Here is a 19,298-nt window from a genome sequence, read left to right on the forward strand (position 1 = left end):
GTCGCGGCAAGAAGGATGCCTGCGCATCGCCATCATCATTGCAAGAGGACGGCAGCTTGACAGACGAATGCGTAGTAAGAATGCAGCGTTTCCTGGCGGAGATGGCGGAGTTCGGCGGACAGGCCGGCGCGCCGCTCATCGAGCTCCAGTTCGGCGATGTTGCGACTGTCACCTCGTTGCTGCTGGAAGCGCCTGGACCCAGCCTGTCGATCACAGCGCATCTGCCGCGCCAGGAAGAGTTTTCTTTTTTCGACATGTCGCATTGCTGGAATTTTTTCTCGGATACGGCGCTGACCGCATACAGTGAATTGCTATGGCATGCCGATAGCGGCCACTATGTCGTGATCCGCCAGATTCCGGTTCTTGACTTGCCGGACGAGCGCAGCGTGATGGATGCGATCATGGATACCTCGGCCGAGGCCGCAAGCTGGCTGAGCCGGGTCAGCGGGCAAGCCGTGGCTGCTCTGATCATCGAGAGCTGACTGCCTGTCGCCCTGTGCCTGGCACAGTACACCAAGCGCGCATGCAACCAACTTGGCTGCATGCGCCGTTGCTTCAGCCCAGCACCGTGCGGATGCTGGATCTTACCCGCGAAACCCGCGAGCGCACGGTGCCTATCGGGATCTGCAGTTCCTGCGCCGCTTCCTCATAAGTGCAATTTCCTTCCAGGACTGCTTCAAAAGTGCTGCGGATTTTCGCCGGCAGCTGTTCCAGCATTGCTTGCACCTTGCCGACGATCTGGCGATTTTCAAGCAGGCTGAGCGGATCGGCGCGCAGATCGGCGATTTCCTCAATGGCCTCGTCGTCCATGGCGTCGCACAGGCTGGCGCAGTTGCGCCGCACCTGATTGCGCGCCAGGTTGAGGGCAATGCCGAACAGCCAGGTGGACGGCTTGGACATGCCGTTGAAGCGGTCGGCGCAGCGGCTGGCTTCCACAAAAGTGTTTTGCACGACATCCTCGGCGTCCTCGCTGTTGCGGACGTAACGCTGGACAAACTTGAACAGGTGATGATGGTGTTCGCGGAACAGCAGGTCGAGGTCGATTGCGGTATGACTCATGAAGGTTCTCCTGGAAAAACGCCAAAACAGCGTTCCTGGATATTTGCAACCGTCGTGCCATTTATCTGGAATATTCAAGTCATTGAATTCAAACGATTTATTTTTATCGAGATCGCAGGTTTTTATAGAAATTCGAAAAGTCGACGATTCCGTTTGAGAAAAATTCAAACAATTTCCAAACGCGGTTTTGCATGCCAGACTGGCTCGAATGGAACTGCGACGCCATCCGCCGCCACATAGTAGACATGACCGATTTCTCGATAAATACCAAAGCAGCGAAACTCGCCGCCACAGCCGCCGACAACCGGGCGCAGTCTTCTATCCAATCCACCATGAAGCTGATGGATACGCTGGGGTTCGAGGCGCTCGAGGGCGTCCCTCCGCATCCGCATCCGCGCCAGCATGTTCCCCCCCGCATGCGGCTAGCCAATGCTGCCAGGCGCGGACGCAGCAACGGCTTGCAGCAAAGCGGGAAAAAAGACGGCGAGCACGATCCGCATTTGCATGCCGCCTCCCTGGAGGCGCTGGAGCAGTTGCAGCGCGGCGGAGAAGCCGCCATGGATACCTATCTGTTGTCGCAGTTCGACGTGCTGGAGCGGCATAGTTTGCTGCGCCACGCGATCGGCATCAGCGACGGCAAGGATCAAGAGGTGCTGGAACGGGCCATGGATAGACTGCTGGAGCAGCATGGCGACGCCATCGAGGTAGGGCTGGGTCATGCCGCAGAATTCCAGACGGCATTGCACCTGATGGACAGCCGCGCAGCGGAAAATGGCAGAGCGCACGATCCTGGCGCCTTGCAGCAGCTGCGCGCGATGTATGGCGTCAAAGGCAAGCAGGAAGCAACGCTGACTGCGGCGAGCCTGGCCAAAGTCCTGCTGGAGAAGTTTGGGCATGGCAATTTCATGCAAGCCCTGGCCGGCTTGCGTTCGACCATGGCCGCCAATTTGCGCGCCCAGGGTGGCGATCTCGGGCCGCGCATGTGGTTGTCGATGTCGGATGCTGCAAGTTTCAATGCAGTGCAGTCCGGCTTTGCGATTGGCCGCGGCTTGCGCGTCAAGCTCCATCAGGCCGGCGTCATGCCGCATGGCAGCGATGCGGCGACTGGCGTGGCTCTGCTGGGCGTCGCCGACAAGGAAAATGCCGACATCGATGCCTTCGTCGGCAACATTGTCGCCGGCGCCGGCATGCAAACGGCGCTGCAGCAGGTTTTTACCTACAAGCATCTGGGCGACGCGGTCGCCTTGCTGCCCGCCAGCCTATGGCCGCAAGAAAAGCCGACGCATCGTGCGGTACTGCTGGATGGGTTGACGCGGCGCGCCGCTGACGCAACGTCCGGTCTGGTGGCATCGCATGATGCCGCGGACAGCCTGCAGCGGCAGCTGCAAAGCCAGGTCACGTTTAAGAACAGCGACCGGGATAAATGATGGAAAACATCTTGCTGAATCTTGTCAACGCTGCGCAACGCGAACGCGCGGTTGCCAGTCAGTGTATCGAGGATGACATCACGTTGCTGGCCTATCCGCTGGCAGACGGTGTGCTGGTCGGGATTGGCTATGGCGGCGGTCGCGCGCATGAGGTCAAGACCGAAACCGTGTTGGAGCGGCGTGCACACAATTTTTCACGCTATGGCGCCTGGCTGCCGGCGATGTTGAAGGACGGCAGCTGGTATTTGCTGCGACGGATTACCGGTCCGTCTGACGACCATTGCGCTCTGAGCGCGGACGATCTTCGTATTGCCCTGGAGCTCCTATGCTGAACAATTTACAGACTGTCCGCCCGCTGCGCCCCGGAGCGCTCGGCTCACACAACGATGTAGGGGAAATCCGCAGCCTCGAACAGCCGTTGCCGCTGGAGGCGATTTCCAGCGGCGAGCTGTATCCGGGCGAGGCGGCAGCCTCGCTGCAACAGCCGTCCAGTGCGATGGACAGCGCTATCAGTGCACTCACCGATTTCCTGGGAACCCTGCTGACAGTCGCCAGTCCTGCCTGGATGGGAGATCCTGTACCAAAAATGCGCGGCTTGCAGCGTTGCCTGATCGAGCACTCTCTTGGATTGGAAGAACAGCAGCGGCATGGCTGCCTGGCGGCAGTCTCGGTAGTCGAACATGCTGTCCAGCTACGCCTGAGGTTCCAGCAAATGCGCATGACAGATGCTGAGATGGAAGCTAATGCGATCCCTGGAGAAACCGCATGAAAGCAATGAAAAACAGTGAAGTACTGTCGGATGAATTGAAACTGGCGATCGGTCTGGTCTGGGGTTGCCTCAATACCAGGCAGTTCGAGGCTGCCTGCAGGCTGGCGCATGGCTGCCTGGCCGTATGGCCTGACGAGCTGCGTTTGAGTTTGATGGCAGCCTACGCCTCGGTGGAAATGCAGCAGCCGCTGGAACCCCGGGTCCTGCAGGTGTTGAACCGCGGCGACTGCAAGGAATGGAGCGACCTGGTATATCGGCGCGCCGGGGATGAAATTTGTCTGAAGGGAGCCGGCAATGCATGAAATCGTTCTCCAGCTGAATGCGTTCGCCGAGAAAGTGGCGAAACGCGCTGAATTGTTTGCCGCCGCGCTGGTGATCGCCATCGTCCTGATGCTGGTGCTGCCGATGCCGGTCTGGCTGCTGGATATCCTGATCGCGCTCAATCTTTGCGTCGCCGGCCTGATGGTGGTGGTGTCGATGTACATGCCAGGACCAACTGCGTTTTCCACCTTCCCGGCGGTGCTGCTGCTGACTACCTTGTTCCGGCTGGCGCTGGAAGTGTCCACCACGCGCCAGATCCTGCTGGAGGCCAACGCCGGCCATATCGTCGAGACCTTCGGCAATTTTGTCGTCGGCGGCAACCTTGTGGTCGGCCTGGTGGTGTTCCTGATTTTGACGGTGGTGCAGTTCATCGTCATCACCAAAGGCTCCGAACGGGTATCCGAAGTGGCGGCACGCTTTACGCTGGACGCCATGCCCGGCAAACAGATGTCGATCGACAGCGATCTGCGGGCCGGCCTGCTGACCGCGGAGGAAGCCAAGCACAAACGTTCGGAATTGTCCAAGGAAAGCCAGCTCCACGGTGCGATGGACGGTGCGATGAAATTCGTCAAGGGCGACGCGATTGCAGGTATTTTCATTGTTGCAGTCAATCTGATCGGCGGCATTTCCATCGGCGTGCTGCAAAATAACCTGGCCGCAGTCGACGCCATGCATCTGTATTCGGTGCTGACGATCGGCGATGCCCTGATAGCACAGATTCCGGCATTGCTGATTTCCCTTACCGCCGGCATGATCACCACCCGAGTGGCCGACGACAACCGAAAAAACGGAGAACAGCCGAGCAACATCGGCCAGGATATCGTCGCGGAACTGTTCAGCGAGCCGAAAGCGCTCGCCACGGCTAGCGTGATCATGCTGCTGTTTGGCTTTATTCCTGGCATGCCTACCCTGGTATTTTTGATACTGGCGGCGACATTGGCGACTGCCGGCGCGGTCGGTCTGCTCAAGCCAAAGGCTTTGCTGGAGCAGCAGCGGCGTGTCAATGCCAGTGAAAGCGAAAATGCGCGCATCGTCGACCTGACTACGTTTGCCGCCACCAAGCCATTCATCGTTCGCATGCCCCTGGTGCTGAAGGAAACGCCGGCCGCCGAAGCGATCACCATCGCGGTGCGCGTCATGCGCAACTGCATACTGGAAAAGCGCGGCATTCCCGATCTCCAGGTGATTGACTTTGAATTCAATAGCACGATACCTGACGGCAGGATTCACTTCCTGATGTCGGAGGTGCCGTTGATCGATGTCGAAATCCGCAGCGGTTGGGCATCGGCGGTCGAATCCGTGGCGCGGCTCGAAGAGCTGGGCTTCACTGCGCTGGAAGATACATTGACCGGCACCCGGCGGCGCCGCACCTGGGTCCAGGCCGCGGATCCAGGTAAATTGCGCGAAGCCGGCGTCATCTATGAAATGTGGGAAGCAGTCTTTGCCGCCGACGTCGAAGTCGAAATGATGCGCAACTGCCAGATGTTCGTCGGCGTGCACGAAGTGCAGCGCTTTACGCGTTGGGCCGAACGGCGCTATCCCGAACTGGGCAAGGAACTGGGCCGTTCGGTGCCGCTGCCGCGGCTGGCCGAAGTGATACAGCGCCTGGCGCGCGAACGGGTATCGATTCGCAATGCCCGCCTGATCCTCGAAACCATTCTCGAATGGGCCGCCAAGGAGCGCGATCCCGATGTGCTGGCCGACTATGTACGCCTGGCGCTCAAGCGCCAACTATGCCACGAAGCGGCGCGCGACGGCCTGATCGAGGTACTGCTGCTGGCGCCCGAGCTGGAAGACCAGTTGCGTAACGGGATCCGCCAGACCAGCCAGGGCAGCTACCTGGATATTTCTCCCGAAATCCAGCAAGCCCTGCTCGATCGCCTGGGCGAACTGGTGGGTACCGGCGGCACCGCCGCGGCGTTGCCGGTGCTGGTGACCGCGGCGGACATCCGCCGATCGGTGCGCAAGCTGATTGAGGAGGAATTTTTCTCGGTATCGGTGTTTGCGTTCTCGGAGCTGACGCAGCATTCGCGGATACAGCCGGTCGGCATGATCGAGCTATGACTGGATATGCATTTTAGGGATTGGAAAAACATGGCTTTGCGCATCGTCGATAAACTGGACCTGGAGGTGATGTATGAAGCCGAGCGCTCATCGTACAACCAGATGTTCCGAGAGCTGGTGACCAAACAGATATACCTCGCCGAGACGTCCGGATATCAGGCGATCGGCTTTGAACTGGACGGACGTTGCATAGGCGGAGCCATGCTGTGCCCAAAGTACGCCCATTTTTCCGTGCTGCCGGAATACCATGGAACCTGGACATTCCTGTGGCGGCAGACACTCGAGTGGATTTTTGCACAACGCTGTCCCGCCTATGCTCCCGTGCATGTCGATAATGTGAAATGCCGCCGCTTCATGCAAAGAAACAACTGGGAAATAATTGACACCGTGGGCGAGTTCCAGATTTATGAAATGGACCTGCAGGCCTTGACGAGGCTGGCAACCCGGCGGTACAGCAGAATAAGCCAGACACAGAAAATGTCTGCTCACGGACTCTGAAAAAATCTCTTTGCGCAGCCGGATAAAGGAATGACGCAGCGTCATGCAAGCGCGCGTCGCGACCCGCTTGCAGCGGATCTCTGAGCTTCATTGAACGCATTTGGAACCCGGGCGCAATTGCTTGCCACTCATGAGCATGGTCCAACCAATCCAACCCGAGAGAACCATTGCATGATGTATGAACTGCGAATCCTGAACGGCCTGCACCGGGGCGCTACCCTGCCTTTGGATGACACTCCGTTGCTCATAGGTGCGAGTGATATGGCCGACGTCGTGCTGGTGGATCCCGGCATCGAAGAACGGCACGCCACCCTCACGCGTACCGAAAGCGGTTGGCTTCTGACTGCGGAATCCGGCCAGCTAAGCGATGTTGACAGCGGTCAGGTGCAAAGGGCGATTGACTTGGGCGTCGGCGGATGCGCTTGCATCGGCCATGTCTGGATCGGTATCGAAGCCGAAGGCGCGCCATGGGCGCGCGCGCCGGCTGCCAGCGAAGCTGCTGCACTTGAGGTTGCAACCGGCGATCCGTTGCCGACCGCAGAGAAATTTCCTGAAGCTGAAAACCTCGTTCCGGCGACGTCGGAAGCCGTTGCGTCCGACGGCGCCCAGGGCAGGCGCGGCGGCATCAAAGGCATGCTGTATACATCCGTTGCAGTGATTACAGTGATAGGCGCAGCGGCCGCCTACGCCATCAATGCCAAACCGCCTGCAAGCGCCATTCCGCGTAAGACTGACGTTGCGGTCATGCTGGGAAAAACCAGCACCGGTGCGGCAAGGAATCCGGTTGCAGAGGATCCCTCCGCGATTGCCGCCGACCTCGCCAAAACCATGTCCCAGGCGGAACTGCAACAAGCGCTGCGGCGACGCCTGCAAAAGGCCGATCTGCTGAGTCGCTTCGATCTGGTCTTGAACGACCAGTCATGGGAGCTGCGCGCCAATCTGGACGATGACGAAACGGCGCGTTTCGAGCGCGTCCTGATGGGTTTTATCAAAGAGTACAAGATCGGCTTCCCGGTCAACGCTAAGGTAGTGGGCGCTGAAAACATGCTGCCATTCAAGATACGCCAGGTCATATCCGGCAACAACGCCAGCGTCGTTACGCAGGATGGCGAACGTTTGTATATCGGCGACCAGGTGCGCGGCATCCGGTTGGTATCGGTGCAGGACACTCATCTGGTGTTCGCCGGCAAGCGCAAGATAGAGGTGAACTGGTGAGCGCTGCAGCGATGGTCGAGGCCTTGAGCCAGGTCAGCGCCGACGCCGGACGCTGGTTGCAGCGGTTGCCGGCCAGCCCTGGCTTCAGCAGCCGTGGCAAGGTGTCACAAGTACTAGGCACCTTGATTGAAGCCCACATGCCACCGGTAGAGATCGGCGAACTGTGCCAGCTGATCAATCCCCTGACGCCTGACAAGCTGACTTTTGCCGAAGTGGTCGGCTTTACCGACCGCGCCGCGATATTGTCTTCGCTGAGCCCGCTGGAAGGGATTTCCAATCGGACCGTGATTGAGCCGCTGCGGCGCAGTCATACGATCGAGGTCGGCGACCATCTGTTCGGCGCAGTGCTGGACGGCTTCGGCCGCATGCAGTTCCGCGCTCCAGCCGCAGTCGACCTGGTGTCCACCTGGCGCGCCACCGTGCCGGTGATTCGCGATGCGCCGCAGGCCAGCGAACGGCCGCGGATTGCGACGCTGCTGCCTACCGGCGTGCGCGCCATCGACGGTTTGCTGACAATGGGACGCGGCCAGCGGATCGGCGTATTTGCCGGCCCCGGCTGCGGCAAGACCACGCTGATGGCGGCGATTGCCCGCGGCTGCCAGGCCGATGCCATTGTGTTCGGCCTGATCGGCGAACGCGGCCGTGAGCTGAACGAATTCCTGGAACATGAGCTCGACGCCGAGCTGGTAAAGAAAACCATCATCGTTTGCGCTACCTCTGACCGCACCTCGATGGAGCGCTCGCGCGCCGCGTTTACCGCGACGGCGATTGCGGAAGGTTTTCGCGCCAGGGGACAGAACGTACTGCTGCTGGTGGATTCGCTCACACGCTTCGCCCGCGCCCAGCGCGAAATAGGCCTGGCGGCGGGCGAGCCGCCGGCGCGCGGCGGCTTCACGCCGTCGGTTTATACCATGCTGCCGCGCCTGATCGAACGCGCCGGCAACGTCGCTTCAGGCTCGATCACTGCGATGTATACCGTGCTGGTGGACGGCGAATCCAATTCGGATCCGATCGGCGACGAGGCGCGCTCGCTGCTGGACGGACATGTGGTCTTGTCACGCAAACTGGCGGAACAAGGGCACTATCCTGCGATAGATGTACTGGCCAGCATCAGCCGCGTGATGAGCAACGTCGCTCCTGGCGAACAGCGCAAAGCTGCCTCGCATTTTCGCCAGCTGCTGGCCCAGTACCAGGAAATGGAGTTGCTGATCCGCCTTGGCGAATATAAACAGGGACGCGATCCGTTGGCCGACATGGCCGTCAAGATGCATCCCGAACAGTTGGCGTTTTTACGCCAGGATACACGCGACATGTCGGCCATCGGTGAGACGCAAAGCCGGCTTGCGGCACTTGCCCAATGAGCATGGGAGCGAGCCGCGATAGCCTTGGCAGGTTGCGCGCCAGGCGCGAGCCGATCGACGTTGCAGAGAAAAGACCGGAAGACAAGCGCCTCGACAAATTGATGGGCGTGCGCCGCCAGCGGCTGGACCGGCTGGAACGCGAGCGCCTGGATGCGCGGCAAACCTGGCGCGATTCCCGCGCCAGGCTGCATCAAGCCAAGCGCGGCTGGCGCGCAGCTTTGCAGGAGGCGCAGCAATACTGGCGGCAGGCACGCAGCAGTTTCTTTCAAATGGCCATCACCAGCGGCAAATTCCGTCAGAGCAAGGCGGCGTATGACCGTATGAAGCAGAGCGCGAGCTTGCAAAGATTAGCCGCCTGCCAGCTGGCAACGTCCTGCAAGGATGATGGCCGCGCATTCTTCGCGGCCCATCAGGTGCTGGCAGATGCCCGCAGGCAGCAGGAGAAATTAACTATCTTGCGCGATGAACTGCGCGCGTCCGGAAAGCCGGTGGAGGAATAACATGTCAGGTGCAAATCGCATAACAGGAAGTACTTTTGTACGCCGTCCCGAAAGCCCGAAGCCAGCCTCGGCAGCCCCGCCCTATGTGCCTCGTCCGGTGCGGAAAGGCGGCAGCGCTCCAGGCCCTGCCGCACGCGGAGAGCGGCAGGGCGTTGCAGATGGTGGTGCTGCGCGACGAACCAGGAGGCCGGCAGAAGGCAGGACGGCAACAGAGAGCGGCGACGCCGCGGCTGAAGGCGGAATGAACGCTTATCCGGGTTTTCTCGCTGTGCGCCGGCAGTCGCAAGAGAAATCCGGCGACAGCCTGGCGCAGCTGGACGAACTGGCGGCAGCCGGCCAGGCCGGCATGGAGCTCGATCACTTGACCGGCGAGCTGGCGCCGCTGGCTGGCCTCGACGGCATTTTCGAAGTGATATTGCCAGACGGTGAAACGTTGGGCGTGGCGGTCAATCAGTCGGATAAGGCAACTGCGATCTTGCTGACGCCATCGAGCCGGCAGCTTGGCGAACGATTAAAAGGCAAACGGACGGAACTGGAACGGCGTTTGGCGCGACATATAGGAAGAGACGTCAGTCTCGCCGTACTGTAGCTAGTCTCGCTGGCAGTACGGATCAATTTCGTTGCCGAGAGTTCGTCATGCCAGATTGCAGTGCTCAATTCTCTTCATTTCAAGAAGCCGCCGTGCTTGCCGTCGGCGATTTGCCGTTCATGTCGCGACAGCGTGTAACGTTGTTGCGCAAGATCGGAGGCGGTTGCCAGACCAGGCTGGCGTCGCCAGAAGGCGAACTGACGCTGGCCCTGTCCATGAACACAATCGCTGCAACGTCCGCGGAAGATGCTTTGCTGATCACTGCGTCTTACGGCGTGATCGCCGTAACGCAAGGACAGCGCCTGTTGCGGGCATTGTGCGGGATCGACGTTGGCGCAACCTTTGCCGCCACTGAAACCGGCGACTGGCTCAGAGCTGCCGTGCTTGGCCGTCTGCAGCAGACCCCTTTCACAGGCGCCACCGACCTGCAGTTCGGCGCCGCGCCGCATTGGCCTGATCCGGTTTCTCTGTGCCTGACGGTAAGCGATCAGCAGCATGCCGTCGTCACCGAAATACAAGCAGATGCTTCCGTCATGCTGGCGCTGCTGTCGCGCCACGACTGGCATGCAAACCCCGGCCGCAGCGCGCCTTGGGCCGGCCTGAATTTTCCGTTCCAGGTCTTGCTGGCCAGGCATGGCCTCGACCTGGCGGCATTGCAGCGCTTGCAGGCAGGCGACGTGATCATTCCCGACAGCCCCCGCTTCGATTGCCAAGGGGTGGGAACGGTCGACCTGGGCGGACTTTCGATCCAGGTTCAGTATCGGCCGCCAGGCTCCCTGGAAATTATCAAACTGGAGAAAAAATTGGATCAAAGCGAGATTGAATATGCGGCCGGCGCAGCGCATGGCGTGTTGCCGGACGCCGCGTGCGAGCTGGCAGAAAGCAGCTTTTCCGCAGCGAGCGATGACGACGCCGTGGCGCAGGACGGCAGCGCAATCGGGGCCGCCAGCAATGCAACAGGAGCAATCCTGGAAACCTTGGAACAGCTGCCGCTGATGCTCGAATTCCGTTTGGGGCAGCTATGCCTCAGCTTGGGCGAACTGCGCAATCTGGCAGCCGGCTGTGTCTTGCAGCTTGAAGGCGGCAGCCCGTCAACCGTGGCCATCGTGGCTTGCGGCAGGGCGCTCGGCAAGGGCGAGCTGGTCGATGCCGGCGGCCAGCTGGGGATCCGCATCACGCAATGGACGGCTCCGCAATGAGCAGCCAGTATGATGTAGTTTCATTTGCGATTCTGCTTGGCTTGCTGTCGCTGGTGCCGCTGATCGTGGTGACCACCACTTCGTTCCTGAAGATTTCCCTGGTGCTGCTGGTGCTGCGCAATGCCATCGGCGTCCAGCAAGTGCCGCCGACGCTGGCGATCTATGGCATTTCGCTGGCCATGAGCGTGTTCATCATGGCGCCTACGGTGCAGGAAATCGGCAAGCGCGTGCTGACTGTCGATAGCCGCAGCGCCGATGTGCGCGCCGTGCCGATGCTGGATCAAGCCAGGAATGCATTCGAGCCTCTGCGGGATTTCATGCTGCGTTTCAGCAAGCCTGAACAGCGCGAGGTCTTCCTCGACTCTGCCAGGAAATTATGGCCGAAGGATGTCGCCAAGGAGGCAAAATCCGACGATGCCCTGGTGCTGATTCCGGCCTTCGTCGTTTCCGAATTGCAGACGGGTTACGAGATAGGTTTCCTGATCTATATTCCTTTCGTCGTGATCGATCTGCTGATAGGAAACTTGCTGATGGCGCTGGGCATGCAGCAAGTCAGTCCACAAACGATTTCCATTCCGCTCAAGCTTTTGCTGTTCGTGCTGATCAACGGCTGGGCGAAATTGCTGAATGCGCTTGCGATGTCATATTTATGACGCGTATTTCCTGATTCCTTCGCTGATGGTGGCCGCAAGCTCATTGCAGCTGCTGTTGAGGGAAGAGACAAGCAATTGCTAACAAGGCAAAATAAATGGTCGATACGCTCAATTTTTTCCAGCAGGGTCTGTGGCTGGTCATCGTCATGTCGGCTCCGCCGCTGATCGTGGCGACCGTCTGCGGCTGTCTCGTCTCGGTGATCCAGGCGATCACCCAGATCCAGGACCAGACCTTGCCATACATCGTGAAACTAGTATCGGTCGCCGTGACGCTGGCAATGATGGGGCGCTGGTTCGGCAGCGAACTGATGCAGCTGACAGATCTGGCCCTGTCGCTGGTGTCGACGGTCGGCCGCTAGCCCTGCCACTGATGAATGGAACAGCATGAGCAACACACTTCTGGTCGACGCCCAGACCCTGCTGGTTTCGCTGGCATTGATCACGCCGCGCGCCTATCTTTGCCTGTCGATCCTGCCGGCCTTGGGTTCGCGCACCCTGGTCGGGATCGTCCGCAATGCGGTGGCTATCGCCATCGCCCTGCCGGCTCTGCTGCCGACCTATCATTTCGTCCAGGAGATGCAGCCCGGCTACATGCTGGCCGCTGCGCTGGCTTTCAAGGAAGCTGCGATCGGCGTGCTGCTGGGCGTGCTGCTGTCGATACCGATCTGGGTCGCGCAATCGATAGGCTCGATCCTGGATACGCAGCGCTCACCTATCCAGATCCAGGCTTCCAACGCCTCCATCGACCAGGACGCCAGCGCCGTCGGCGCCCTGCTGCTGCAGGCGACTGTGCTGGTGCTGATACAGTCGGGGCTGCTGGTCATGATGGTGCGCATGCTGATCGAGAGTTACGGCCTGTGGCCGGCGTTCAGCCTGATGCCGCCCTTCGAGAGCGGACATATGGAAGTGATGATGCAACGCTTCGGCGATTTTTTCTGGCATATCGCCGTGTACGGCGGCCCGGTGATCATTCCATTGCTGCTGATCGATTTCGGCTTTGCCATCGTCGGCGTATTTGCTTCGGGCCTGCAAGTATCGTTTGCCTCCGCCCCCATCAAGAGCCTGACCGGCCTGTTCATCCTGCTGGTGTACTGGGCGACGTTGTCGCACTACATCAGCGATGATTTCGCGCACATGCTGGACGTGCCGGCGCAGCTGTTCCAGGCCACATCCAAACCGTGAGCGGCGGCCATGAGTGAAAAGAACGAAGAACCTACCGACAAGAAACTTGAGGATGCGCGCAAATCAGGCCAGGTGCCGGTCAGCAAGGATCTGGCCAAGCTTGCCACGCTGACGGCGATAGGCGAACTGGCGTTCGGCGCCGAGGGATTTTGGCGAGAATCTGTGCAAGCGATGATGAACCTCGCCTTTTCCCGCTTCGACCAGCCTTTTTCTTCCGCCTTGCTGGAAATGAGCGGCGCCGGCGAAACCTTGCTGATTACCGTGTTTCTGACGCTCTTGCTCACTTGCTCGATCGTCGGCGTCGCGTCTTACTGGGGGCAATTCGGGGTCTTGATCGCGACCGAATCGATGAAGCTGAATTTTGACCGGCTCAATCCGGCGAACGGCGTCAAACAGCTTTTCTCCAAGAAAAAGCTGGGAGAGATCGGCATGATGCTGCTCAAGACTGCCATTATCGGATTGGTGATTTATAGCGCGATCCATGATGCGTTGCCAACCATTGTGCGTCTGTCAGGCGGCCTGCCGAAGGACATCTACTTCGGCTTCATCGCCATCCTGCATTCGATATTCCGGACGATTACCGGTGTCTGCCTATGCTTTGCCCTGGTCGATTTCGGACTGCAAAAGCATTTTCACACCAAGTCGCTAAACATGAGCCTGGACGACATTAAGCGCGAATACCGGGAGTCGGAGGGCGATCCGATGGTCAAGGGCATGCGCCAGCACCTGGCGCGCGAACTGGCCAGTTCCGGACCGGTTGCGAAGACCGGCGAGGCCAATGCCGTTGTTGTCAATCCCACTCATTTTGCGGTCGCCTTGCTATATGACGTCAATCTGGCGCCGGTGCCGCTAGTGCTGGCCAAGGGGCGTGATGAAACGGCGCAGGCGATGATTGCTTATGCCCGGGAGCGTGGCATACCGGTGATCCGGCACGTCTGGCTGGCGCGCAGCCTGTATGCAACCGGCCGCCAGGATATGGCGATTCCGAAGGCAAGCTACCAGGCGGTGGCGCATGTCTACGCGGTGGTGGAAGAATTACGTCATTCAGACCAGCCCGGACGCGAGCCAGAGCTGGAGCGTCATGGCGAAATGCCGGAAAACGGCTGACCATGGGCGATCTGACGCAACAGCTGAAGGCAGCATCGCGGATTGAAGAGACCAGCCGCACGCTCGAGCCAGGCGCGGATAACGTGCAGGCTCCGTTCTCAGAGCAGCCTGGCGACAGCACCGGTTCCGGCCTGCAAGATGATGACTTTGTCGGCGAGTCCGAGACGCTGGCTGGCATTACCGACCGCGCGCTGTACCTGGCAATGAGCCCGGCAGTGGGCTTGATTCAGCTGCGCGGGCCGATGCTGCGCAGGGAGCGGGCGAAAACCCGTGAATTCGCGGCTCCGGAAGCTGCGGCTCGCAGCGAAAACAGCGGCGCTGGCGGCATGTGCGGTCTTTGCCGCCCGTCGCATTGCCGTGCTCCGTATTGTTTGGACGGCCGCGATCAGCTGTAAGCATATGTGCGGCGTGCCGGTGCGCGGTCAGCTTCATGTGAAAATCATTCAGGAATCCTGTCGGATATCGGACTGACGTTATCTGAAGCTGTGGCAATTTTCCAGACCGACGGTTTGAGTGCGATTACACATCCTCGCCCATCCGGCGCCAGGATTTTCGGCAGCGAACGGGACTGGGAAGCAGATGCCTGCTAAAGTAGTGCTGAAGGTACCTGGAATGCATTTGTCGCTAAGCGTAAGATGCGTTCCGGCAAGGCGGCAAGCAGGTCTTGTCATCAGATTACTAAAGCAAGGAGATAAGCATGACAAAAGAAGTCGTTATCGTCGGCGCAGCCCGTACGGCGATCGGGGCATTCGGCGGCGCATTGAAGGATATTGCACCGGGCGAACTGGGTGCGGTGGCGGTCAAGGAAGCGTTTGCGCGCGCCGGCGTCGATCCTAAGCAGGCCGGCCAGATCATTTTCGGCAACGTAATCCATACCGAGGCGCGCGACATGTATGTATCGCGCGTAGTCGGCCTGAATGCCGGCATGGGCAAGGAATCCACTGCGCTGACGCTGAACCGCCTGTGCGGCTCGGGTTTGCAAGCCATCATCAGCGCTGCTAACGCCATCCAGCTGGGCGAGACCGAGGTCGCGGTCGGCGGCGGCGTGGAAAGCATGAGCCGCTCGCTGTATGCGACCCAGGCTGCACGCTTCGGCGCGCGCATGGGCGACATCAAGATGATCGACATGATGGTGGGCGCCTTGTCCGATCCTTTCGGCGGCGGCCATATGGGCATCACCGCTGAAAACGTGGCGGAGAAATACAGCATCTCGCGCGAAGAGCAGGATGCGTTCGCGCTGGAAAGCCAGAAGCGTGCTACCGCGGCGATTGCCGCCGGCCATTTCAAGTCGCAGATCGTGCCGGTGGAAATCAAGACGCGCAAGGGCGTCGCGCTGTTCGACACCGACGAATATCCGAAGGCCGACGCCACCATGGAATCGCTGGCCAAGCTCAAGCCGGCGTTCAAGAAAGAGGGCGGCACAGTCACCGCCGGCAATGCTTCCGGCATCAACGACGGCGCGGCTGCCTGCGTCTTGATGGCGGCCGACGCTGCCGCGCAAGCCGGCCTGAAGCCGCTGGCGCGCGTGGTTTCCTACGGTGTGGCGGGGGTCGATCCTACGATCATGGGCACCGGTCCGATTCCGGCAGTTCAGCTGGCGCTGAAACGCGCCGGTCTCAGCCTGGCTGACATGGCGGTGATTGAATCGAATGAGGCGTTCGCGGCGCAGTCGCTGGGCGTGTGCAAAGGATTGGGGCTGGATCCGGCGCTGACCAACGTCAACGGCGGCGCCATCGCCCTCGGCCATCCGCTGGGCGCGAGCGGCACCATCATTGCCGTCAAATGCCTGTATGAGCTGATCCGCACCGGCAAGCGCTATGGCCTGATCACCATGTGCATCGGCGGCGGCCAGGGCATAGCCTTGATCATCGAGCGTCTCTGACGCTAGCTGCCGCCGGCACTGTCGCCCGACAGTTCCGGCGGTAGTCCGTCATCGGTGGTTCAGGAGCGTTTCGGAATCGTCAGGCCGGCTATGACCGCCGGGCGGGCGATGAAGGCGTTGAGTGCCCGCGTGACGTGCGGAAAATCCGCAATGCCAACCAGGTCGCCGGCTTCGTAAAAGCCGATCAGGTTGCGTACCCACGGAAAGGTGGCGATGTCGGCGATGGTGTAAGCATCGCCCATGATCCAGCTGCGTTCTGCCAGGCGCTGGTTGAGCACTGCCAGCAGACGCTTCGATTCCGCCACGTAGCGGTCGCGCGGACGCTTGTCTTCATAATCCTTGCCGGCGAACTTGTTGAAAAATCCAAGCTGGCCGAACATCGGTCCGATGCCGCCCATCTGGAACATCAGCCACTGTATCGTTTCGTAGCGGCCGGCGAGATCCGCCGGTATGAACTTGCCGCTCTTGTCCGCCAGGTACAGCAGGATCGCGCCCGATTCAAACAGCGGCAGCGGCTTGCCGCCGGGACCGTCGGGATCGAGGATGGCCGGGATCTTGTTGTTTGGATTGAGCGACAGGAATTCCGGCGAGGTCTGGTCGTTGCTGTCGAAGCTGACCAGATGCGGCTCGTAAGGCAGGCCGGTTTCTTCCAGCATGATCGAGATCTTGACGCCGTTGGGTGTCGGCAGGGAATACAGCTGGATGCGTTCGGGATGGCGAGCAGGCCATTTCCTGGTAATAGGGAAAGTTGAAAGATCGCTCATGAAAATTCCTTGTTATTAACTGGTGTGAACTGTTTGAAAATACGGCGGCGCCGAAATGTCAGACTGGAAGATTAGCAGGCTTCTCGACTACAGGCTTTGGGCGGCAGCGTTTTGCCGGCGTCTTGCGCTAAGATGCAGGCGAACAGAAAAATCTCAATCCCCCGAAAATGCGCGATTCTCCCTTAACGGTATTCCTCATCTTTCTGCGGCTGGGCCTGACATCGTTTGGCGGACCGGTCGCGCATCTCGGCTATTTCCGGACCGAGTTCGTGGAGCGGCGCCAGTGGCTAGCCGAGTCGGCCTATGCCGACCTGGTGGCGCTGTGCCAGCTGCTGCCCGGGCCCGCCAGCAGCCAGGTCGGCATTGCTCTGGGCTTGACCCGGGCCGGCTATGCGGGAGGATTCGCCGCGTGGCTGGGATTCACTGCGCCGTCGGCGCTGGCGCTCATCCTGTTCGGTCTCTTTGTCGCGCATAGGGACGCCGCCTTGGCCGGCGGCTGGCTGCATGGCTTGAAGGTGGTCGCCGTGGCGGTAGTGGCGCAGGCGCTGTGGGGCATGGCGCGGAGCCTGACGCCGGATGCGAAACGGGCTGCTGTCGCACTGCTTGCGGCGTGCATCGCTGTGGCCTTGCCTAATGCCTTCGGCCAGATCGGCGTCATCCTCGCGGGAGGCGTGGCCGGCCTGCTGTTTCTGAAGGCGGCTCCGCTCTCTTTGGAAAAACTGCCTGCCTCGAACATCAGCCGCCGCGCCGGCGTCGCGGCCATCATGCTCTGCCTGGCGCTGCTCGTTGCGCTGCCTTTGCTGGCAGAGACTTCCGGACGCTACGTCGCTGAACTTTTCGATGTGTTCTTCCGGGTAGGTGCGCTGGTGTTCGGCGGCGGCCACGTTGTGCTGCCGCTGCTGCAGGCGGAAGTGGTGCCCAGAGGCTGGGTCTCGAACCAGCTGTTCATGGCGGGATACGGCGCGGCGCAGGCAGTGCCCGGGCCTTTGTTTACTTTTGCCGCCTATCTCGGCAGCGTATCGTCGCGGACGCCGAACGGCTGGCTGGGCGGGCTGCTTGCTGTCGCGGCGATTTTTCTTCCCTCGTTCCTGCTGGTCTGCGGCGCGCTGCCGTTCCTGGAAGCGCTGCGACAGCATGCGGGCGCCAGAAGGGCTTTGACCGGCATCAATGCGGCGGTGGTCGGGCTGCTGCTGGCGGCGTTCTACAACCCGGTTTGGACCGGCGCTATCCTGAAGCCGGCCGATTTCTGCCTTGCGGCGCTAGCGTTTTTCCTGCTGCTGGTCTGGAAATGGCCGTCTTGGCTGGTGGTTGTGCTGACGGCGCTTGCTGCAGCCGTTATTTGAGGTTTGCCGCAGCGACAAGCTTGCGGCCTGCCTCAACGGGTGTGAGCGCACGCTAATCCGGAGGGCTTTTCTGCCTTCCGCATTGCCAGCCCGGTCCGCCGGTTGCACCTGTCACTTTCAACAGTATTTTTTCTCCAGGCATGCGACTAGGATGGCCTTCTAATTTCCCCGTGGAAATATTTTCGGGCTGCTGGATTCTCAGGATGGGCGCCGCTGCGGCGCAGCATGGTTTCTGGATTTTTTGTAGCCCGTCGCTGGAAGGCCGCGACTGTGACGGGTATCCGAACATGCGGTCATCATAAGGGTGAACATCATGACAATAGAAATTCTGGGTGGCTGGAGCTCCTTTGACTATGAAATCACGGGCGTTGCAAGAGCTGTGCTGAAAGAAGCGCTGGATGGCTTTGTCGGGGTGAACTACGTGCCCTCGGCTTTCGCCACGCAAATCGTCGCCGGCACGAATTACTGCTTCCTGTGCACCGGGGAAGTTGTCGTGCCGAACGCTCCGCGCTTTCCAGCACTGGTTCACGTGTTCAAGCCACTGAACGGCAAAGCCCACATCAGCGAAATCATCAGAATCAAGCCTTGATGGACTCCAGTCTGTAAGGATTCAATCAAGACATCGGCATCACCCCCGGCTAGCCATGGCTCCCGGGGGTTTTGCTTGTCCGCGGCCAACCGGCGTGAGCATTCAGCAATGGGGGGAATGCACCTGGATCCGACGCTGCCGGCATAGGCGGCTTATTCAAATCCGCGGATGCCGCTACCGTTGAAACTCGGCAGCTTCCAGTGGAAGCGCATGGCCAGCAGGCGGCACAGGAAGCCGCTGCCGATGGCGGCCAGCGGCGCAACCGCCGGATCGACCTTGAGCCACAGCAGGCCGACATACAAGGCGCCGGTGAAGAGCGCAATGGTGGCGTACAGCTCGCGCTGCAGCACCAGCGGAATCTCGTTGCACAAGACGTCGCGCAGCAGGCCGCCGAAGACACCGGTGATCATGCCGGCCAGGATCACGATGCCCGGCGCCATGCCGTTGGCGCGGGCGATGTCGCAGCCGATCACGCTGAACGCCACCAGGCCGAGGCCGTCGACCACCAGGAACACGCTGCGCAGATGGTGCAGGAAGCGCGCCACCAGGGCGGTGACGAGGGCGGCGCCGACGGTGAACAGCAGGTATTGCGGATGGGCGATCCAGCCCAGCGGATAGTTGCCCAGCAAGACGTCGCGGATGGTGCCGCCGCCAAGCGCGGTGATGGTGCCGACCACGCAGATGCCGAACAGGTCCATGTCGCGCCGCATGCCCATGATGGCGCCGGACATGGCTTCGGCCACGATCGCAATCAGATAGATGGTATGCAGAAGCAT

23 protein-coding genes are annotated in these 19,298 nt (G+C 60.5%); 20 read left to right on the forward strand and 3 right to left on the reverse strand.

All coding sequences use genetic code 11. The annotated features are described in order from the left end of the window. Window positions 1-56: 56 nt before the first annotated feature. Window positions 57-482, forward strand: coding sequence for a hypothetical protein (locus tag BCF11_RS13495; protein ID WP_143751331.1), 426 nt, complete (start codon window positions 57-59; stop codon window positions 480-482). Between the two features lie 73 nt (window positions 483-555). Here BCF11_RS13495 and BCF11_RS13500 read toward each other — a convergent pair whose 3' ends face one another. Further along, window positions 556-1,059 (reverse strand): RNA polymerase sigma factor, encoded by a 504-nt coding sequence (locus tag BCF11_RS13500; protein WP_098495182.1) that lies wholly within the window; start codon window positions 1,057-1,059, stop codon window positions 556-558. A gap of 191 nt (window positions 1,060-1,250) precedes the next feature. Between BCF11_RS13500 and BCF11_RS13505 the strand changes: the two genes are divergently transcribed. The 17 genes from BCF11_RS13505 to BCF11_RS13590 all read left to right on the forward strand — a co-directional run bounded on the left by BCF11_RS13505 (window position 1,251) and on the right by BCF11_RS13590 (window position 15,826). Then, window positions 1,251-2,486 (forward strand): hypothetical protein, encoded by a 1,236-nt coding sequence (locus tag BCF11_RS13505; protein WP_143751332.1) that lies wholly within the window; start codon window positions 1,251-1,253, stop codon window positions 2,484-2,486. An 11-nt stretch (window positions 2,487-2,497) separates the two neighbouring features. Beyond that, window positions 2,498-2,818 (forward strand): hypothetical protein, encoded by a 321-nt coding sequence (locus BCF11_RS13510; protein WP_143751333.1) that lies wholly within the window; start codon window positions 2,498-2,500, stop codon window positions 2,816-2,818. Beyond that, a complete protein-coding gene (locus tag BCF11_RS13515) occupies window positions 2,812-3,255 on the forward strand; it encodes a hypothetical protein (RefSeq protein ID WP_098495185.1) in 444 nt (147 codons plus the stop codon). Before BCF11_RS13510 ends, BCF11_RS13515 begins: the two co-directional genes overlap by 7 nt. Continuing rightward, window positions 3,252-3,557, forward strand: coding sequence for a hypothetical protein (locus BCF11_RS13520; protein WP_098495186.1), 306 nt, complete (start codon window positions 3,252-3,254; stop codon window positions 3,555-3,557). Before BCF11_RS13515 ends, BCF11_RS13520 begins: the two co-directional genes overlap by 4 nt. Further along, window positions 3,550-5,640 (forward strand): type III secretion system export apparatus subunit SctV, encoded by a 2,091-nt coding sequence (gene sctV, locus BCF11_RS13525; RefSeq protein WP_098495187.1) that lies wholly within the window; start codon window positions 3,550-3,552, stop codon window positions 5,638-5,640. The genes BCF11_RS13520 and sctV overlap by 8 nt, the downstream gene beginning before the upstream one ends. A 30-nt stretch (window positions 5,641-5,670) precedes the next feature. Continuing rightward, complete coding sequence (locus tag BCF11_RS13530; RefSeq protein ID WP_098495188.1) at window positions 5,671-6,138, forward strand: hypothetical protein; 468 nt, start codon at window positions 5,671-5,673, stop codon at window positions 6,136-6,138. A 171-nt stretch (window positions 6,139-6,309) separates the two neighbouring features. Next, a complete protein-coding gene (locus BCF11_RS13535) occupies window positions 6,310-7,353 on the forward strand; it encodes an FHA domain-containing protein (RefSeq protein WP_098495189.1) in 1,044 nt (347 codons plus the stop codon). 11 nt (window positions 7,354-7,364) lie between these two features. Then, entirely contained in the window at window positions 7,365-8,714 is a 1,350-nt protein-coding gene (locus BCF11_RS13540) for a FliI/YscN family ATPase (protein WP_098495190.1), read from the forward strand. After that, on the forward strand, window positions 8,711-9,214 hold the full coding sequence (locus BCF11_RS13545; protein ID WP_233212480.1) for a hypothetical protein: 504 nt from the start codon (window positions 8,711-8,713) through the stop codon (window positions 9,212-9,214). The genes BCF11_RS13540 and BCF11_RS13545 overlap by 4 nt, the downstream gene beginning before the upstream one ends. A 241-nt stretch (window positions 9,215-9,455) precedes the next feature. Continuing rightward, complete coding sequence (locus BCF11_RS13555) at window positions 9,456-9,803, forward strand: hypothetical protein (RefSeq protein WP_098495193.1); 348 nt, start codon at window positions 9,456-9,458, stop codon at window positions 9,801-9,803. 47 nt (window positions 9,804-9,850) lie between these two features. Then, a complete protein-coding gene (gene sctQ, locus BCF11_RS13560; protein WP_098495194.1) occupies window positions 9,851-11,002 on the forward strand; it encodes a type III secretion system cytoplasmic ring protein SctQ in 1,152 nt (383 codons plus the stop codon). After that, window positions 10,999-11,655: a type III secretion system export apparatus subunit SctR gene (gene sctR / locus BCF11_RS13565; protein WP_098495195.1), complete on the forward strand. Its 657-nt coding sequence runs from the start codon at window positions 10,999-11,001 to the stop codon at window positions 11,653-11,655. The genes sctQ and sctR overlap by 4 nt, the downstream gene beginning before the upstream one ends. Before the next feature lie 95 nt (window positions 11,656-11,750). After that, entirely contained in the window at window positions 11,751-12,014 is a 264-nt protein-coding gene (sctS, locus tag BCF11_RS13570) for a type III secretion system export apparatus subunit SctS (protein ID WP_098495196.1), read from the forward strand. 25 nt (window positions 12,015-12,039) lie between these two features. Then, a complete protein-coding gene (gene sctT / locus BCF11_RS13575; RefSeq protein WP_098495197.1) occupies window positions 12,040-12,837 on the forward strand; it encodes a type III secretion system export apparatus subunit SctT in 798 nt (265 codons plus the stop codon). Window positions 12,838-12,846: 9 nt separating this feature from the next. Continuing rightward, window positions 12,847-13,944, forward strand: coding sequence for a type III secretion system export apparatus subunit SctU (sctU, locus tag BCF11_RS13580; RefSeq protein WP_098495198.1), 1,098 nt, complete (start codon window positions 12,847-12,849; stop codon window positions 13,942-13,944). Between the two features lie 2 nt (window positions 13,945-13,946). Beyond that, window positions 13,947-14,339 (forward strand): hypothetical protein, encoded by a 393-nt coding sequence (locus BCF11_RS13585; RefSeq protein WP_098495199.1) that lies wholly within the window; start codon window positions 13,947-13,949, stop codon window positions 14,337-14,339. Between the two features lie 302 nt (window positions 14,340-14,641). Further along, the gene (locus BCF11_RS13590) at window positions 14,642-15,826 is read left to right on the forward strand and encodes an acetyl-CoA C-acyltransferase family protein (RefSeq protein WP_098495200.1); all 1,185 of its coding nucleotides are present in this window, start codon (window positions 14,642-14,644) and stop codon (window positions 15,824-15,826) included. A 59-nt stretch (window positions 15,827-15,885) separates the two neighbouring features. Here BCF11_RS13590 and BCF11_RS13595 read toward each other — a convergent pair whose 3' ends face one another. Beyond that, the gene (locus tag BCF11_RS13595) at window positions 15,886-16,590 is read right to left on the reverse strand and encodes a glutathione S-transferase N-terminal domain-containing protein (RefSeq protein ID WP_098495201.1); all 705 of its coding nucleotides are present in this window, start codon (window positions 16,588-16,590) and stop codon (window positions 15,886-15,888) included. A gap of 167 nt (window positions 16,591-16,757) precedes the next feature. Between BCF11_RS13595 and chrA the strand changes: the two genes are divergently transcribed. Then, window positions 16,758-17,933 (forward strand): chromate efflux transporter, encoded by a 1,176-nt coding sequence (gene chrA, locus BCF11_RS13600; RefSeq protein WP_098495202.1) that lies wholly within the window; start codon window positions 16,758-16,760, stop codon window positions 17,931-17,933. 313 nt (window positions 17,934-18,246) lie between these two features. After that, entirely contained in the window at window positions 18,247-18,522 is a 276-nt protein-coding gene (locus BCF11_RS13605) for a hypothetical protein (RefSeq protein ID WP_098495203.1), read from the forward strand. A 152-nt stretch (window positions 18,523-18,674) separates the two neighbouring features. On the opposite strand, the gene BCF11_RS13610 is transcribed toward BCF11_RS13605, so the two are convergent. Beyond that, window positions 18,675-19,292, reverse strand: a complete 618-nt coding sequence (locus BCF11_RS13610; RefSeq protein ID WP_199111133.1) for a trimeric intracellular cation channel family protein — start codon at window positions 19,290-19,292, stop codon at window positions 18,675-18,677. Window positions 19,293-19,298 lie beyond the last annotated feature (6 nt).

It is taken from the genome of Collimonas sp. PA-H2 (genome assembly GCF_002564105.1).
GTDB lineage: Bacteria > Pseudomonadota > Gammaproteobacteria > Burkholderiales > Burkholderiaceae_D > Collimonas.

Excerpts from the sequence above, each read along its gene's own strand:
- BCF11_RS13500 (WP_098495182.1), bottom strand. The coding sequence starts at position 1,059 with ATGAGTCATACCGCAATCGACCTCGACCTGCTGTTCCGCGAACACCAT.
- BCF11_RS13505 (WP_143751332.1), top strand. The coding sequence starts at position 1,251 with ATGCCAGACTGGCTCGAATGGAACTGCGACGCCATCCGCCGCCACATA.
- BCF11_RS13515 (WP_098495185.1), top strand. The coding sequence starts at position 2,812 with ATGCTGAACAATTTACAGACTGTCCGCCCGCTGCGCCCCGGAGCGCTC.
- BCF11_RS13520 (WP_098495186.1), top strand. The coding sequence starts at position 3,252 with ATGAAAGCAATGAAAAACAGTGAAGTACTGTCGGATGAATTGAAACTG.
- sctV (WP_098495187.1), top strand. The coding sequence starts at position 3,550 with ATGCATGAAATCGTTCTCCAGCTGAATGCGTTCGCCGAGAAAGTGGCG.
- BCF11_RS13530 (WP_098495188.1), top strand. The coding sequence starts at position 5,671 with ATGGCTTTGCGCATCGTCGATAAACTGGACCTGGAGGTGATGTATGAA.
- BCF11_RS13535 (WP_098495189.1), top strand. The coding sequence starts at position 6,310 with ATGATGTATGAACTGCGAATCCTGAACGGCCTGCACCGGGGCGCTACC.
- BCF11_RS13540 (WP_098495190.1), top strand. The coding sequence starts at position 7,365 with ATGGTCGAGGCCTTGAGCCAGGTCAGCGCCGACGCCGGACGCTGGTTG.
- BCF11_RS13545 (WP_233212480.1), top strand. The coding sequence starts at position 8,711 with ATGAGCATGGGAGCGAGCCGCGATAGCCTTGGCAGGTTGCGCGCCAGG.
- BCF11_RS13555 (WP_098495193.1), top strand. The coding sequence starts at position 9,456 with ATGAACGCTTATCCGGGTTTTCTCGCTGTGCGCCGGCAGTCGCAAGAG.
- sctQ (WP_098495194.1), top strand. The coding sequence starts at position 9,851 with ATGCCAGATTGCAGTGCTCAATTCTCTTCATTTCAAGAAGCCGCCGTG.
- sctR (WP_098495195.1), top strand. The coding sequence starts at position 10,999 with ATGAGCAGCCAGTATGATGTAGTTTCATTTGCGATTCTGCTTGGCTTG.
- sctS (WP_098495196.1), top strand. The coding sequence starts at position 11,751 with ATGGTCGATACGCTCAATTTTTTCCAGCAGGGTCTGTGGCTGGTCATC.
- sctT (WP_098495197.1), top strand. The coding sequence starts at position 12,040 with ATGAGCAACACACTTCTGGTCGACGCCCAGACCCTGCTGGTTTCGCTG.
- sctU (WP_098495198.1), top strand. The coding sequence starts at position 12,847 with ATGAGTGAAAAGAACGAAGAACCTACCGACAAGAAACTTGAGGATGCG.
- BCF11_RS13585 (WP_098495199.1), top strand. The coding sequence starts at position 13,947 with ATGGGCGATCTGACGCAACAGCTGAAGGCAGCATCGCGGATTGAAGAG.
- BCF11_RS13590 (WP_098495200.1), top strand. The coding sequence starts at position 14,642 with ATGACAAAAGAAGTCGTTATCGTCGGCGCAGCCCGTACGGCGATCGGG.
- BCF11_RS13595 (WP_098495201.1), bottom strand. The coding sequence starts at position 16,590 with ATGAGCGATCTTTCAACTTTCCCTATTACCAGGAAATGGCCTGCTCGC.
- chrA (WP_098495202.1), top strand. The coding sequence starts at position 16,758 with ATGCGCGATTCTCCCTTAACGGTATTCCTCATCTTTCTGCGGCTGGGC.
- BCF11_RS13605 (WP_098495203.1), top strand. The coding sequence starts at position 18,247 with ATGACAATAGAAATTCTGGGTGGCTGGAGCTCCTTTGACTATGAAATC.